Source organism: Cupriavidus cauae (genome assembly GCF_008632125.1).
Lineage (GTDB): Bacteria > Pseudomonadota > Gammaproteobacteria > Burkholderiales > Burkholderiaceae > Cupriavidus > Cupriavidus cauae.
This window is the reverse complement of sequence record NZ_VWRN01000035.1, coordinates 197,058-212,613: the sequence shown is the minus strand read 5'-3', so window position 1 is coordinate 212,613 and position 15,556 is coordinate 197,058. Positions and strand designations below refer to the sequence as shown.

Annotated in this window: 13 protein-coding genes; 4 read left to right on the top strand and 9 right to left on the bottom strand. The window is 67.2% G+C overall.

The features are described 5' to 3' along the window. Positions 1-26: 26 nt before the first annotated feature. Positions 27-662 (top strand): N-acetyltransferase, encoded by a 636-nt coding sequence (locus tag F1599_RS14490; protein ID WP_150083576.1) that lies wholly within the window; start codon positions 27-29, stop codon positions 660-662. Positions 663-721: 59 nt separating this feature from the next. On the opposite strand, the gene F1599_RS14485 is transcribed toward F1599_RS14490, so the two are convergent. From F1599_RS14485 to hppD, 3 genes are all read right to left on the bottom strand, one after another. Then, positions 722-1,924, bottom strand: coding sequence for an amino acid aminotransferase (locus F1599_RS14485; protein ID WP_150083510.1), 1,203 nt, complete (start codon positions 1,922-1,924; stop codon positions 722-724). Between the two features lie 96 nt (positions 1,925-2,020). Then, on the bottom strand, positions 2,021-3,406 hold the full coding sequence (locus tag F1599_RS14480) for an amino acid permease (RefSeq protein ID WP_149318237.1): 1,386 nt from the start codon (positions 3,404-3,406) through the stop codon (positions 2,021-2,023). Between the two features lie 168 nt (positions 3,407-3,574). After that, positions 3,575-4,648 (bottom strand): 4-hydroxyphenylpyruvate dioxygenase, encoded by a 1,074-nt coding sequence (gene hppD, locus F1599_RS14475; RefSeq protein ID WP_149318236.1) that lies wholly within the window; start codon positions 4,646-4,648, stop codon positions 3,575-3,577. Positions 4,649-4,909: 261 nt separating this feature from the next. On the opposite strand from hppD, the gene F1599_RS14470 reads away from it, so the two are divergent. Both F1599_RS14470 and F1599_RS14465 read left to right on the top strand, forming a co-directional pair. Further along, the gene (locus F1599_RS14470) at positions 4,910-5,383 is read left to right on the top strand and encodes an Lrp/AsnC family transcriptional regulator (RefSeq protein ID WP_149318235.1); all 474 of its coding nucleotides are present in this window, start codon (positions 4,910-4,912) and stop codon (positions 5,381-5,383) included. Positions 5,384-5,613: 230 nt separating this feature from the next. After that, positions 5,614-6,312 carry an SDR family NAD(P)-dependent oxidoreductase gene (locus F1599_RS14465; RefSeq protein ID WP_150083509.1) on the top strand — a complete coding sequence of 233 codons (699 nt, stop codon included), beginning with the start codon at positions 5,614-5,616 and terminating at the stop codon, positions 6,310-6,312. 138 nt (positions 6,313-6,450) lie between these two features. Here the strand turns inward: F1599_RS14465 and F1599_RS14460 are convergent, their stop codons facing one another. The 3 genes from F1599_RS14460 to F1599_RS14450 form a co-directional block, all read right to left on the bottom strand. Beyond that, positions 6,451-7,401, bottom strand: coding sequence for a tripartite tricarboxylate transporter substrate binding protein (locus F1599_RS14460; protein WP_150083508.1), 951 nt, complete (start codon positions 7,399-7,401; stop codon positions 6,451-6,453). 72 nt (positions 7,402-7,473) lie between these two features. Beyond that, entirely contained in the window at positions 7,474-8,376 is a 903-nt protein-coding gene (locus tag F1599_RS14455; protein ID WP_150083507.1) for an isocitrate lyase/PEP mutase family protein, read from the bottom strand. Then, a complete protein-coding gene (locus F1599_RS14450; RefSeq protein WP_150083506.1) occupies positions 8,373-9,554 on the bottom strand; it encodes a TauD/TfdA family dioxygenase in 1,182 nt (393 codons plus the stop codon). The genes F1599_RS14455 and F1599_RS14450 overlap by 4 nt, the downstream gene beginning before the upstream one ends. Before the next feature lie 103 nt (positions 9,555-9,657). Between F1599_RS14450 and F1599_RS14445 the strand changes: the two genes are divergently transcribed. Further along, positions 9,658-10,554 carry a LysR family transcriptional regulator gene (locus F1599_RS14445; protein WP_149318230.1) on the top strand — a complete coding sequence of 299 codons (897 nt, stop codon included), beginning with the start codon at positions 9,658-9,660 and terminating at the stop codon, positions 10,552-10,554. A gap of 127 nt (positions 10,555-10,681) precedes the next feature. On the opposite strand, the gene F1599_RS14440 is transcribed toward F1599_RS14445, so the two are convergent. From F1599_RS14440 to F1599_RS14430, 3 genes are all read right to left on the bottom strand, one after another. Beyond that, positions 10,682-11,620: a LysR family transcriptional regulator gene (locus F1599_RS14440; protein ID WP_150083575.1), complete on the bottom strand. Its 939-nt coding sequence runs from the start codon at positions 11,618-11,620 to the stop codon at positions 10,682-10,684. Between the two features lie 129 nt (positions 11,621-11,749). Continuing rightward, the gene (locus F1599_RS14435; protein WP_223819643.1) at positions 11,750-12,265 is read right to left on the bottom strand and encodes a DoxX family protein; all 516 of its coding nucleotides are present in this window, start codon (positions 12,263-12,265) and stop codon (positions 11,750-11,752) included. A gap of 112 nt (positions 12,266-12,377) precedes the next feature. Continuing rightward, positions 12,378-15,542, bottom strand: a complete 3,165-nt coding sequence (locus F1599_RS14430; protein ID WP_150083505.1) for a CusA/CzcA family heavy metal efflux RND transporter — start codon at positions 15,540-15,542, stop codon at positions 12,378-12,380. Between the last annotated feature and the right edge of the window lie 14 nt (positions 15,543-15,556).

Sequence of the window (15,556 nt, the reverse complement as noted above, 5' to 3'; positions counted from 1 at the left end):
ATGCGGCCGCCGGCCCCGCTTCATGGATGGACTCGCCGCGACAGCGGCATACAAGCCGCTCCACCCTCGCCCGCCTGCTGCGCGCCATCGAACTGCGCATCGATGTCGATCACGCCCCCGACGCGCTCGAGGCCGAATTGCAGGCGCTGTACGACCGGCTCTACCAGCCCGGCGACTGCCTGCATGGCATCGCGGCCACGCCCTCGGCCCTGCCGGGGCTGGTGGTGCGCTACCGCGAGGCGGATGGGGAGTATTACTTCTATGTCGAAGACACCGTGCGGCGCCGGCTTGCCGGCTATACCGTCTTCAACCGGCTGGTTGAACTGGACCGCCGCGCCGACCGCCATCTGCGCGCCCCGCATTCGAAGTTCGCCCCGCCCTACCAGCGCCGTGGCCTCACCTCGGCGATCTATCGCCGGTATCTCGATGCGGGACACTGCCTGATCACCGGCGCACGCCAGTCGCCGGGCGCGCATGCGCTATGGCATGCCCTGGCGACGGACTACGAACGCGGTTATGTGGAACTACGCGACAAGGCGCTGCGCGACCTGGGGCCGCAGGTTTCCGAGACCGTGCGGGACGACCTGCATACCCGCATGGTGCTGCTGGGACGGGGATGGACGATGGCGGCGCTGGGGGCCGCGACGGGAATGGTGGTGTAGATGGAACAAGGGCCCGCGCCTTGCCGTGCGCGGGCCCTTCGTTTTACTGCGCTACGCGATCAGCCCTTCGCGCTCATCACGCCGGCGATCGCCTTCGCGACCACCGCCACATTGCCGTGGTTCAGGCCGGCCACGCACATGCGGCCCGAGCGGACCAGATAGACGCCGTGCTCGGTGCGCAGCGTATCGACCTGCTCGGCGGACAGGCCGGTATAGGTGAACATGCCCCGCTGCGCCAGATAGCGCGACAGGTCCGCATCGCCGACCACGCGCTGCAGATTGTCGTGGATCGCCGTGCGCATCGCCGCGATGCGCTCGCGCATGGCGGCCAGTTCGGCCTCCCACGACTGGCGCAGCGCCGGCGTGGTCAGCACCTTGCCGACGATGCGGGCGCCGTGCGTCGGCGGGTTGCTGTAGTTGGCGCGCACCGCGCCGGTCAGCTGGCCCAGCACGCGGCCGGCTTCCTCGGCGTTCGCGCAGACCACCGACAGGCCGCCGCAGCGCTCGCCGTACAGCGAGAAGTTCTTCGAGAACGAATTGGCGACCAGGCACGGCACGCCTTCGCGCACGAGCTCGTGGATCACGAAGGCATCGTCCTGCAGGCCGGTGCCGAAGCCCTGATAGGCCATGTCGACGAAGGGCAGCAGCCCGCGCGACTTGACCACGGCGATGACTTCGCGCCATTGCGCCTCATTCAGGTCCACACCGGTCGGGTTGTGGCAGCAGGCGTGCAGCAGCACCACATGGCGCTTCGGCACCTGGCGCAGCGCGTCGATCATCGCGTCGAAGCGCAGGCCGCCGGTGGCGTCGTCATAGTACGGATAGCTGTTGACCTGGAAGCCGGCGCGCTCGAACACCACGCGATGGTTGTCCCAGCTCGGATCGCTGATCCACAGCTGCGCCTCGGGGAAATAGCGCTTAAGGAAATCGGCGCCGACGCGCAGCGCGCCCGAACCGCCCAGTGTCTGGATGGTGGCGACGCGGCCCTCGGCCAGCGCGGGGCTGTTCTCGCCGAACACCAGCTGCTGCACGGCCTGGCGATAGCCGGCGATACCGGCCATCGGCAGATACGGGCGCGGACCCTGGTCGGCGACCAGCGCGGCTTCTGCTTCGCGCACCGCGGCCATCAGTGGCAGGCGGCCTTCGTCGTCGAAGCAGACGCCGATCGTCAGATTGACCTTGTCCTGACGCGGGTCTTGCGCGAAGTTCTCGTTCAGGGACAGGATGGGGTCGCCGGGGTAGGCGTCGATATGAGCAAACATGAAAACCTCAAGCCAGATTGAGACCGATGCAAGATCGGAGATGACGCGCGGCGTCGCGGGCGGCGCCGGGCGCCGCCTCGCATTGCCGTCACTGCCTCAGCGCACCGGTGCGCCCTGCGGCAGCGCCTGCGCCGCGTCCTTGTTCCGCAGCCGGTAGCACACGGCCAGCACGCCCAGCCACACCGGGATCAGATAGACCGAGAGGCGCAGGTCCGGCGTCAGGTACATGATCACCAGGATGCCGGCCATGAAGACCAGGCACAGGTAATTGGTCAGCGGGTAGCCGAAGCTCTGGAAGCGCGTGGTCAGGCCGGCGCTGCGCTTGTGGGCGCGGAACTTCAGATGGATCACGCTGATCATCGCCCAGTTGATGATCAGGGCCGACACCACCAGGCCCATCAGCAGCTGGAAGGCCTTGCCCGGGATCAGGTAGTTGATCAGCACGCAAACCGCGGTGGCGGCGGCCGATGCGCCCAGGGCCACGACCGGGATGCCGCGCCGGTTGACCTTCAGCAGCGCCTTGGGGGCGTTGCCCTGGCGTGCCAGGCCGAACAGCATGCGGCTGTTGCAGTAAACCCCGCTATTGTAGACCGACAGCGCCGCGGTCAGCACCACCACGTTCAGCACGTTGGCGACCCAGTTGCTGTTCAGCGCGTGGAAGATCAGCACGAAGGGGCTGCCGCCGCTGGCGACGTTCTCCCACGGGTACAGCGACAGCAGCACGCCGAGCGCGCCGACATAGAAGATCAGGATGCGATAGATGACCTGGTTGGTCGCCTTGGGGATGGTCTTCTCGGGCGAATCGGCCTCGGCCGCGGTGATGCCCACCAGCTCCAGGCCGCCGAACGAGAACATGATCACCGCCATCGCCATCACCAGGCCGGACACGCCGTTCGGGAAGAAGCCGCCGTGCTGCCACAGGTTGGCGACCGAGGCCTGCGGGCCTGCCTCGCCGGACACCAGCAGATAGCCGCCGAAGCCGATCATGCCGATGATCGCCGCGACCTTGACGATCGAGAACCAGAACTCGGTCTCGCCGAAGGACTTGACGCTGGCCAGGTTGACCGCGTTGATGATCAGGAAGAAGGCCAATGCCGACACCCAGGTCGGAATCTCCGGCCACCAGTACTGGACGTAGATGCCGACCGCCGACAGCTCGGCCATGCTGACCAGGATATAGAGCACCCAGTAGTTCCAGCCCGACATGAAGCCGGCGAAATGGCCGTAGTACTTGTCGGCGAAGTAGCTGAAGGAGCCGGCCACCGGCTCGTCGACCACCATCTCGCCGAGCTGGCGCATGATGAAAAAGGCGACGATGCCGGCGACGGCATAGCCCAGCAATACCGAGGGGCCCGCCATCTTGATGGTCTGGGCAATGCCCAGGAACAGGCCCGTGCCAATGGCACCGCCCAGCGCGATCAGCTGGATGTGCCGGTTCTTCAGGCCGCGCTTGAGCGAGCGGTCCGATTGATCTGCATGCATGAAGTGTTTCCTCTACCCATTCTTTTGGAATGATAGCCGGGCGCCTCTATGGGGGCGGGCGCTTATGGCTGTGCGCTGCCGCGGCGCGGGTAGCGCCGGGCAGTCGGTGGATATGACCCTGTGAACAATCCCGACGCGAGCGGCCGGGGTCGCCGACGAGCTGACGGATCAGACGTTCAGCACGCCCCGCTCGATCTGGTCACGCTCAAGCGATTCGAACAGCGCCTTGAAGTTGCCTTCGCCGAAGCCTTCATCGCCTTCGCGCTGGATGAACTCGAAGAACACGGGACCCAGCAGCGGCTTCGAGAAGATCTGCAGCAGCAGGCGGCGCTGGCCGCCCTCGGTGGTGCCGTCGAGCAGGATGCCGCGGGCCTGCAGCTGGTCGACCGGCTGGCCATGGCCGGGCAGGCGCTTGGCCAGGTTGTCGTAGTAGTACTGGTTCGGCGCGGTGGCCAGCGGCACGCCCGACAGCTGCAGGTTGTCGATGACCTCGATCAGGTTGTCGCACAGGAAGGCGATGTGCTGGATGCCTTCGCCGTTGAACTGCATCAGGAATTCCTCGATCTGGCCGCCGCCCTTCTGCGATTCCTCGTTCAGCGGAATGCGGATCTTGCCGTCCGGCGCGGTCATCGCCTTCGAGGTCAGGCCGGTGTATTCGCCCTTGATGTCGAAGTAGCGGATCTCGCGGAAGTTGAACAGCTTCTCGTAGAAGTCCGCCCAGTACGCCATCCGGCCACGGTAGACGTTGTGCGTCAGGTGGTCGATCAGCTTCAGGCCATGGCCCACCGGGCGGCGGTCCACGCCTTCGATGAATTCGAAGTCGATGTCGTAGATGCTCTTGCCGTCCTCGAAACGGTCGATCAGGTACAGCGGCGCGCCGCCGATCCCCTTGATCGCCGGCAGGCGCAGTTCCATCGGGCCGGTCGGAATCTCGACCGGTTGCGCGCCGAGCTCGAGCGCGCGGGCATAGGCCTTGTGCGAGTCCTTGACGCGGAACGCCATGCCGCAGGCGCTGGGGCCGTGCTCGGCGGCGAAGTACGCGGCCAGGCTGTTCGGCTCGCGATTGACGATGAAATTGACGTCGCCCTGGCGATACAGCACCACGTCCTTGGAGCGGTGGCGGGCCACCAGCGTGAAGCCCATCTGTTCGAACAGGGGCTCCAGCACATTCGGCGTCGGCGAGGCGAATTCGACGAATTCAAAGCCCATCAGCTGCATCGGGTTGTCAAAGAGATCGCTCATATCGTCTTCTGGCAAGTGGGTTGTGGGTCCGGGATGCCGGGGCATCCCCCGGGAAATATTATTTCTGCTGCTCATGCGTCGAACGGCGCCGGCGGATGTCGGGTCCCAGCAGGGCCCCGGCATGTCGCCTGATGGTCGAACGCATGCAGCGATGCGATGCAGTTTATATTTCGCGGCGCCAAATTGGATTTCGTTAAAACCACAGGGAAACCCTAGGATGTGAGATAACATTTCGTCCATCCGCTCCCTGGAGAAATAAAGATGCATTCGATCGAACTGGACCGTACCGACCGCCGCCTGCTGGACGTCCTGCAGGAGCACGGCCGCGCCTCCAACCTGGAACTGGCCGAGGCCATCAACCTGTCGCCGGCCCAGACATTGCGGCGTCACCGCCGCCTGGAGGAAAGCGGCATCATCAAGCGCTACGAGGCCCGGCTCGACGGCGCCATGCTCGGCTTCGGCGTGGTGGCCTTCATCCATGTGACGATGGAGCGCGGGCATATCCGCGACCTGTCCAAGTTCAAGGGCCTGGTGACCGAGCTGGCCCAGATCCAGGAGTGCTTCTCCGTGACGGGCGATATCGACTATGTATTGAAGGTGGTCGCGCGGGACCTGAAGTCGCTGTCGGACTTCCTGCTCGATACGCTGATGCGGATTCCGGGCGTCAGCGGCGTGCGCTCCAGCGTCTGCCTCGACGAAATCAAGTGCACCAGTGCGATGCCGCTGGATTTGTAGACGACTTTTTTAGACAACTCGGGGACGCCGCCGAGGCCTCTCACGCCAGGACCGGCGCGGTGCCGCAATTTTCTGCCGCGACACAGGGTTAGCCCGAGCCGCAATCGCAACATCCTGTTGGGCGCGTCGCCATACACTGGGCGCCGGCCGCATCGGCCGACATACATCGGGACGCCGGCCGCATCCGCCGACGTCAACGGCGCGATGCAATGCATTCCAGGAGACCTGACATGGCATTCGACTTCCACGACAAGACCGTCCTCATCACCGGCGCGGCCGGCAACCTCGGCCGTGCCGTCGCCGACGCCTTCGCGCGTGCCGGCGCCCGCCTGGTGCTGGTGGACCGCCCGGGCGTCAGCCCTGCCCTTCCGGCCGGCGCGCATCTCGCGGTGGAAGCCGACCTGCTCGACGCCGGCGCGGTAAAGCGCGCGATCGAACAGGCGATCGGCAGTTGCCAGCGCATCGACGTGGTCTGCAATCTGGCGGGGGGCTTCGGCATGGGTCCGGTCGTCGGCGAAGGCGCCGATGCCCAGTGGGAGCGGATGTTCGACCTGAACCTGCGCACGGTGCTGAACGTGTCGCGCGCGGTGGTGCCGCACATGATCGCGGCCGGCGGCGGCAGGATCGTCAATGTCGGCGCGAACTCGGCCGCGCGCGGACTGGCGCAGATGGGTGCCTACTGCGCGTCGAAGGACGCGCTGGCGCGGCTGACAGAGGCGCTGTCGGCGGAGGTGCGCGACCAGGGCGTGCACGTCAATGCCGTGCTGCCCAGCGTGCTGGATACCCCGGAAAACCGCGCGGCGATGCCCGACGCTGATGCCTCGCGCTGGGTCGATCCCGCGGCGCTGGCCGACGCGATCCTGTTCCTGGCCTCGGATGCGGCCCGCGCCATTCACGGCGCGCTGCTGCCGGTGGTTAACCGGGCCTGAAGGCGGCATGGGCGGCATGGGGGGCCTCGCGCCGCCCGCCGCGCTCGCCTGGGCCGACTTCGGCTCGTCGGCTCGTCGGCTCCTCGGCCCCTCGGCCCTCGGTTGACCTCGGCCGACCTCGAATGAACTCGGCTCCCCTCAGCCCACCCGCGTGCCGGTGAGCGCGACCACCTTCGCCCAGCGGGCGATCTCGCTCTGCAGGAAGCGCGTGAATTCGGCGGCATCGCTGCCGACCGGCACCAGCCCCTCGCCCTGCAGACGCTTGCGCATTGCGGGCGAGGCCACCGCGGTGCGCACGGCCTTGCCCAGCTGCCCCACGGTATCGGCGGGCATGCCGGCAGGCCCGAGCAGGCCGTACCACGAGCTGTAGTCGAAGTTCGGCACCACCTCGGCGATCGGCGCCAACTCCGGCATCGACGGCAGGCGCTGCGCGGTACTGACGCCCAGCCCCTTGATCTTGCCGGCCTGCAGCAGCGGCTGCACCGTCGCCACATTGCCGAGCAGCAGATCGGCCTGGCAGGCGACCACGTCGGCCACCGCCGGCGCGGCGCCCTTGTACGGCACGCTGATCATCTCGATCCCAGCCTCGCGCTTGAACATCTCGCCGGCAAGATGGTTGGCGCTGCCGACGCCGGCCACCGCCAGGCTCAGCTTGCCGGGCCGCGACTTGGCCAGCGCGATCAGCTCGCGCACATTGCCGACGCCGAGGTCCGGACGGGACACCAGCACCAGCGGCGAGCTGGCGATCAACGAGATCGGCGTGAAGTCCTTCAGCGGATCGAACGGCTTCTTGTCGAACAGCGCGGGGTTGATCGCGTGGCTGGTATAGCTGAGCAGCAGCGTGCCGCCGTCGGGATCGGCCTTGGCCACCGCCATCGCGGCGATATTGCCGGCGGCGCCGCCGCGATTCTCCACGATGAACGATTGCTTGAGCCGCTGCTCCAGTTCGGCGGCCAGCGCGCGGGCCACCAGATCGGTACCGCCGCCCGGTGTCGCGCCGACCATCATCCTGGTAACGGCGGCCGCCTGTGCCGCGCGGGGCCATATCGCGGCCGCAGCGAGCAGCCCGAGGAAATCGCGTCGTTGCATGGTTGTCTCCCCCTGGGGGTTTTTATATAGGTCTGTCGATCGATGGGCGCGCTAGTGGACGGGAATTGGCGCTCAGTCGTCGCCGGCATACCGCCTGGCGGTGTCGAGCAGCTCGGGCGTGCCGAGCAGCGCGTTCAGCGCATCGAAATCGTTCATCTCGCCGGCGAAGGCGCGCGTGGTGCCCGCCGCCTTGAGGCCCGCGAAATAGCGTTGCAACTGGCGCGAGGCGAAGCGTACCGTGCCGCCGGGATAGATGACGATGCGATAGCCGCGCCGGCCCAGTTCGGGCGCGCTCTGGATCGGCGTCTTGCCGCCTTCGACCATATTGGCCAGCAAGGGAATGCGCGCGGCGAAACGGCCGCAGACGCGGTCCATGTCCTCGGCCGACACCACCGCCTCGATGAACAGCGCATCGACGCCGCAGGCCAGATAGGCCTCGGCGCGCTCGATCGCGGCGTCCAGACCCTCCACCGCGACGGCATCGGTGCGCGCGAGGATCAGCGTGTCGGCATCGTGCCGGGCATCCAGCGCGGCCCGCAGCTTGCCGCACATCTCGGCGGTCGACACCAGCGACTTGCCGGCCAGATGCCCGCAGCGCTTCGGAAAGCCCTGGTCCTCCAGCTGGATCATCGCGGCGCCGGCGCGCTCGAACGCACGCACCGTGCGCTGCGTGTTCAGCGCGTTGCCGTAGCCGGTATCGCCATCGACGATGATCGGCAGCGAGACGCGGTCGGCGATGCGCGCCAGCACGTCGGCGGTCTCGGTCGCCGTGGTCAGGCCCACGTCGGAGCGCCCCAGCAGCGTGTAGGCGACTGCGCCGCCGGACAGATACAGCGCCTCGAAGCCGGCCTGCTCGGCCAGCAGCGCGGACAGCGCATCGTAGACACCCGGCGCCAGCACCGGCTCCGCCTGCGCCTGCATCAGCCGCGCCTTCAGCGAGCGGGACCGTCCCGCTTCCCCCGCGGCGCCGCTCATGCGATGGCCACCGTGTTGGCGTAATTGGCCAGGATGCGTGCCATGTCCTCCTGCCGAACCTGCGGGCGCCAGGGCTCGAACAGCATGTTCAGCGCCGCGGCCTGCCGCTTCTCGTAGTCCAGGAAGGCTTGCGTGATCGCGCTGCCGCGCACGCCGCCGCGCACCGAGCCGGCGCGCACGTCGCCGTAGTACTCCTTCCAGTCGTCGGGCAGCGGCTGCGAGCCGGGCACCGCCAGCCACAGCCGGAACAGGTGGCGCTTGCGGTCCGGCTCGTCATGGTCCTCGAACGGCGTGCGCGAATGCAACGTGACGTAGTTGTTCAGCAGCTGCATGTCGCCCTGCTCCAGCTCCATCGTGTAGCACAGCAGCTCGCTTGGCATCAGCTCGTCCAGCAGATCGAGCGCCTCGATCTGCTGCGGGCTCAGCCGTGGCAGTTCGGGAAAGTCACGCTGCGCGGCCACGGTGTTCTTGCGGTTGGTGCGCGCGGCGAAGTACTCGGGATGGCTGCCAAAGATCGGGCAGCGGTAATACGGCGGCTGGCTCGGGTCCTGCGTGCCCTGGTAGCTATGGAAGAAGGTGCCCTTGAGCACCGGGATCAGGTCCGGGCGGCGGCGCTGGACCTCGTCGTACAGCGCGATCGAGCTGATCACCTTGCTGGTGCCGCCCGCCTTGGCCGTGCGGCGGCACAGCAGGCCGACCACATCGCAGGAATCCTGGTGGAAGTCGAGTCCCGCATTGGTGTTGTAGCCGCGGCCGCCCTTGACCTTGTACTCGCCGCCTTCGTTGCGCACGTCGTTCATGATCTCGCTGGCGCGGTTCTGCGTGCGGGCCACACCCATATGCAGGCTCATGCCCCAGTAAGCGAGCCTTGCCTCCTGCTCGGTCCACTCGTCGACCGGGAAGCCCTTGAGCAGGCACATGCCCCAGCGGCCCTGCGTGGTCTCGATGGCTTGCCGCAGCACGTCGCGCGCGGCGTCGTTCAGCGGGAAATCGGCCTGCTCCATCTCCAGCAGCGGCTTGTTGACGGCCTTGGCATGGGCCAGTGCCTCGCGCATGCCCTGGACCTGCGCAGCGTTCAATCGCAGGACCCAGGAGCGGTCCTCGCTGGCCTGCCGCGCCGTCCAGGGCTGCGGACGTTGCGCGCGTTGCGCGGGTTCGGTTGCGGCGGTGACTGCCATCGGGACTCCTCCACATGTTGTTCGATACGTTGGGAACAAGTCTAGCGAGCCGGCGTATGATGAGAAAAGCGAACTTATTTGAGATGCTTCATAAGGATTTTTGATGAAGATCGAGACCTTCCATACGCTTGCCGCCGTGCTGGAGACGGGCACCTTCGCCGCCGCGGCGCGGCAGGCCAACGTGACCCCGAGCGCCGTCAGCATGCAGATGAAGCAGCTGGAGCAGTATCTGGGCAGGCCGCTGTTCGACCGCTCGGGACTGCAGGCGCGCCCCAATCGCCTGGCTCATCAGGTTTCGGAGACCATGCAGCAGGCACTGCAGAACCTGGAGGCCCTGCGCGCGGGCAACAGCATTGCGGTGGAAGGCGTGGTGCGTCTGGGGATCATCGAATCGTTGCAGCCGGTGCTGCTGCCTGGCATCGTGCGCTTCGTGCGGGAGCGCCATCCTCGGCTCGAATTGCGGCTGGAGCGCGGCCGCAGCAGTACCCTGACCGCCTCGGTCAAGGCCGGCGAGCTCGATGCCGCGCTGGTCGCGCAACCGCCCTCGGGCGGAACCGCGCGCTTGCGCTGGACGCCGATGCTGCGCCGCGAACTGGTGCTGATCGCTCCGCCGGGCGCGATGGAAAGCAATGTGGCGTCGCTGTTCCGCCTGTACGACTGGATCCGCTACGACCGCAATACCGTGTCGGGCGCGCTGGCGGCGCAGTATGTCGGCAACCATGTGCCGGAGATCCGTGGCACCGTGGAATTCGACAGCGCGCCAGCCATCGTGGCCATGGTCAGCGCGGGACTGGGCGTGTCGATCGTGCAGTCACCGGACCCCGTGGTGCTGCAGGGATATCCGGTACGCATCGTCCGGCTCGGCCGCGCGGCGCCGGTGCTGACGCTGTCGATGGTGACCCGCAAGGCCGATGACGACAACCGCTCGGTCGCCGCCGTGCGCGACGCGATGCGGCATACCGCGGTGTCGTTTCAGCGTGCCGTGGCGGCGGCGCATTGACGCGGAGGGTCGTCAAGGGCGGTCCTTCGGGACGGTCGATCAGTACGGTCGATCAGTACGGTCGTTTCGGGATGGTCGTTTCAGGAAGGTCGTGCCGGACAGTCAGGACGGTCATCCAGCGCCATCGTCATGACGCCCGCCGCCGCGACGATGCGCCGGCCCGCACCGGCCCGAAGCGCTCTTCATACAGCGCCGACACCCAGTCGACAAAGACCCGCACCCGCGGCGCCAACTGGCGCTGCGAGGTGTACATGACCGACACCGGCAGCTCCGGACACGGCCAATCGGCCAGCACCTGCACCAGCCGGCCCGTGCGCAGATGGTCCTCGATGCGGAAGCGCGGCACCTGGATCAAACCGCAGCCGGCCAGCCCGGCCTGCGTATAGCACTCGGCGTCGCTGACGGTGATCCAGCCGCGTGGCTGGTATTCGACCACCTCGCCATCAACGCGCACGGTGAACGGATAGCGGTAATCGTGATTGCGGGCGAAGAACCCCACGCCCTGATGCTGCGCCAGTTCGCCCGGATGGCGGAGCATGCCGTGCCGGTCCAGATAGGACGGGCTGGCGCAGATCACCTCGGCCAGGTTGGCGAGCCGTCGCGCCACCAGCGAGGACTCGCGCGGCACGCCGGCCCGGACCACGCAATCGATGCCCTCGCCGATCAGATCGACCAGCCGGTCGCCGCTGCTGATCGCCAGCTCGATATGCGGATAGCGTTGGTGGAATTCGCCGATGCGCGGCAGGATGATCATCGCCGCGTGCGTGCCATGCAGATCGAGCCGCAGCGTGCCGCGCGGATCGGTGGCGTGGCTGCTCAGCGAGGTCTCGGCATTCTCGAGTTCGGCGAGCACGCGCTTGCTGCGCTCGTAGAACGCCTGGCCGTCGAGCGTGGGGCGGACCTGGCGTGTGGTGCGTTCCAGCAGCCGGGCGCCGAGCCGCGCCTCCAGTTCCTTGATCGCATGCGTGGCCGTGGCGCGCGGGATATTGAGCGCATTGGCGGCACCGGAGAAGCTGCCGAGCTCCACGATGCGAGTAAACAGTTGCAAGGCGTCGAAGCGGTCCATGCCGTTGGGATCGATCTGCATTGAAGGTCCGGCAGAATTAACAGATCGATCGGGCGGCGGTCAATCCTTTCCTTTCCTTGCCGTGGCGGCGCGCTGCCGCCGGGCCGCGCCGGGCCGTGCCGGCCTGCTCTAGGCCCGCCGGCGCGCCTGCAGCGCGGCATCGACCGACCACGCTCCGCCGCCTCGCGCCGCGATCAGCAGCACCACGGCCAGCAGCACCAGCAGATATTCCATGCCCCGGTCGATCCACGCGAAGTGCTGCCGGTGGATATAGCAGATCGCGATCATCTGCACCGTCATCAGCGCGGCCAGCGGCCGGGTCCATGCCCCGGCCGCCAGCATCGCACCGCCGAAGGTCTCAAGCACGGCCACCAGCCAGGCGAGCACCGGCGCGCCGGGCAGATGCAGGACCTCGGCAATCAGCCGCGTCGCGCCCGCCATCGGGTCGGCCATCGAGCCGTGACTGGTGCCCAGCAGCTTGGGAAGGCCGTGGGTCATCATCACGATGCCGAAGACGATGCGGAGCAGCAGATAGGCGACGGGTTCAAATCGCGAACTAACGGCATGCCAGTTCCACACTGATTCATCTGGCATCCCGGCAACGGCGCGGTCCGGCTGCCCCTTATTGAAGATTCGCCTCATCATGTCGCTCTCCGCCACTGCGGCACCCCGGCCGCGATGGAGCCCATTCTGTCGATGGGCGCCGGGGCGGACAATCCGGCCGCCATTGGCTTGTGTTTCCAATGGACTCCAACAATCAGGCGGAGTGCGGCACGGCAGCGGCCGGCACCACCGCATCGCGCCGATGCGCGAGCCGATACAGCACCGGCAGCACCAGCAACGTCAGCGCCGTCGATGACAGGATGCCGCCGATCACCACGGTGGCGAGCGGCCGTTGCACCTCGGCGCCGGTGCCGGTGGCGATTGCCATCGGCACGAAGCCCAGCGAGGCGACCAGCGCCGTCATCAGTACCGGCCGCAGCCGCGTCAGCGCGCCGAGCCGGATCGCCTCGTCGAGCGGCTTGCCTTCGTCGCGCAGCGTGCGGATGAACGACAGCATCACCAGGCCGTTGAGCACCGCGACGCCCGACAGCGCGATAAAGCCGACCGCCGCCGTGATCGACAGCGGCAAGCCGCGCAGCCACAACGCCAGGATGCCGCCGGTCAGCGCGAACGGAATGCCGGTAAACACCAGCATGCCGTCCTTGATGTTGTTGAACATCGCGAACAGCAGCACGAAGACCAGCAGCAAGGCGACCGGCACGACGATCTGCAGCCGGGCCGTGGCCGAGCGCAACTGCTCGTAGGTGCCACCCCAGCCCAGCCAGTAGCCGGCCGGCACGCTGACCGCCTTGTCGATCGCGGCCCGCGCTTCGGGCACGAAGCTGCCGATATCGCGGCCGCGGACATTGGCGCTGACGACGACGCGCCGCTTGCCGTTCTCGCGCGAGATCTGGTTCGGGCCGGGCGCGATCTCGATCGTCGCGACCTCGGCCAGCGGGATATAGCTGACTCGAGCATCGGCCCCTCCGCCCTTGGGCAATGCGATCGGCAGCCGGCGCAGCGCCTCGATGTCCTGCCGGACCGTATCGGGCAGTCTTACGATGATGTCGAAGCGCCGATCGCCCTGGTAGAACATGCCCGCCTCCTTGCCGCCGATGGCGATCGCCACGGCGTCCTGGATATCGGCCAGATTGAGCCCATAGCGCGCCGCCTTGTGCCGGTCGATGCCGACGGTCAGCATCGGCAGGCCGGTAGTCTGCTCGACCTTGACCTCGGACGCGCCGGGCACGTCCCGCAGCACCGCCGCAATGCGTTCGGCGGTCCGGTCGAGCACCGCCTGATCGTCGCCGAAGACCTTGACCGCGACGTCGGACCGAACGCCCGAGATCAGCTCGTTGAAGCGCAGCTGGATCGGCTGCGAGAACTCGTAGCGATTGCCTGGCAGCCTGGCGACCTCATCCTGCATCGCTTCGAGCAGCGCCTCGCGTGTCCTGGCCGGCTGCGGCCATTCGGATCGCGGCTTCAGCATGATGTAGCCGTCGGAGATATTGGGCGGCATCGGGTCGGACGCCACCTCCGCGGTGCCGGTACGCGCAAACACGCGCTCGATCTCGGGGAATTTCGCCATCAGCGTCGTTTCGAGCTGCTTCTGCATCTCGACCGACTGCGACAGACTCGTGCCGGGAATGCGCAGGGCCTGGATCGCGATATCGCCCTCGTTCAGATTGGGAATGAACTCGCTGCCGAGTCGGGACGCCATGGCCAGCGAAAGCACGACGGCGACGCCGGCAAAGGTCAGCACGACCGGCGCATTCGCCAGCGACCGCTCCAGCCAGACCGCATAGCGCCGCTTCGCCCATGCCATCAGCCGGTTCTCCTTCTCGGCGACGCGCTCGCCGATGAACAGCGCGACGGCGGCCGGCACGAACGTCACCGACAGCAGCATCGCGCCCAGCAAGGCCAGCACCACGGTGAACGCCATCGGGTGGAACATCTTGCCTTCCACGCCGGTCAGCGCAAAGATCGGCAGATAGACGATCATGATGATCAGCTGGCCGAACAGCAGCGGCCGCCGCGCCTCGCGCGCGGCGGCGAACACCTCTTCGAAGCGCTCCGACCGGGTCAGCGGCCTGCCGCGATGCGCCTGCGCATGGGCCAGTCGCCGCACGCAGTTCTCGACGATCACCACCGCGCCGTCGACGATGATGCCGAAGTCCAGCGCGCCCAGGCTCATCAGGTTCGCGCTGATCCGATAGCTGACCATGCCGGTAAAGGTAAACAGCATCGACAGCGGAATCACCAGCGCCGTGATGATGGCCGCGCGGATATTCCCGAGAAACAGGAACAGTACCGCGATCACCAGCACCGCGCCCTCGAGCAGGTTCTTCTTGACGGTGGCGATCGCCTTGTCGACCAGCCGGGTCCGATCGTAGACCGGCACGATGCGGACGCCCTTCGGCAAGGTGCGGTTGATCGCATCGACCCGCTCGCCGACGGCCTGGGCCACCGCGCGGCTGTTCTCGCCCATCAGCATGAAGACGGTACCCAGCACCACCTCCTTGCCGTTCTCGGTGGCGGCGCCGCTGCGCAGTTCCCTGCCGATGCCGACCTCGGCGATATCGCGCACGCGGATCGGTTGCCCTTGTGCGCTGCCGACGATCACGTCGCCGATGTCGGCCTCGCTGCGGACCTGGCCTGGCGCCCGCACCAGATACTGTTCGCCGCTGCGCTCGATATAGCCGGCGCCGACATTGTCATTGTTGCGGTAGAGCGCGCTGACGACATCGGCCAGCGTCAGTCCATACGAGGCCAGCTTTTCCAGGCTCGGCGCGACCAGGTATTCCTTGTCGAAGCCGCCGATCGAATTGACCTCCGTGACGCCCGGCACATTGCGCAATTGCGGCTTGACGACCCAGTCCTGCAGCTCGCGCAGATCGGTCGGCGTGTAGGGCGAGCCATCCGGCTTGCGCGCGCCCTCCTCGGCCTCGACGGTCCACAGATAGATTTCGCCCAGTCCCGTCGAGATCGGCCCCATGGCCGGCGACACGCCGGCCGGCAGCCTCTCCCTGGCCTCCTGGATGCGCTGGTTCACGAGCTGGCGTGCGAAATGAATGTCCGTGCCTTCGTGGAAAATCACGGTGACCTGCGACAGCCCGTAGCGCGAGAGCGAACGGGTCTGCTCGAGGCCCGGCAGGCCCGCCATCGCGGTTTCGATCGGATAGGTGATCCGCTGCTCCGTCTCCAGCGGCGAATAGCCCGGCGCCGAGGTATTGATCTGGACCTGGACGTTGGTGATGTCGGGCACGGCGTCGATCGGCAGGCGCGTGTAGCTGAGCGCGCCCAATACCGCCATGCCGAGCACGGCGAGCAGCACCAGCCAGCGCTGCACGATGGCGAAACGGATGACACGTTCGAACATGGCGACCTCCCGTG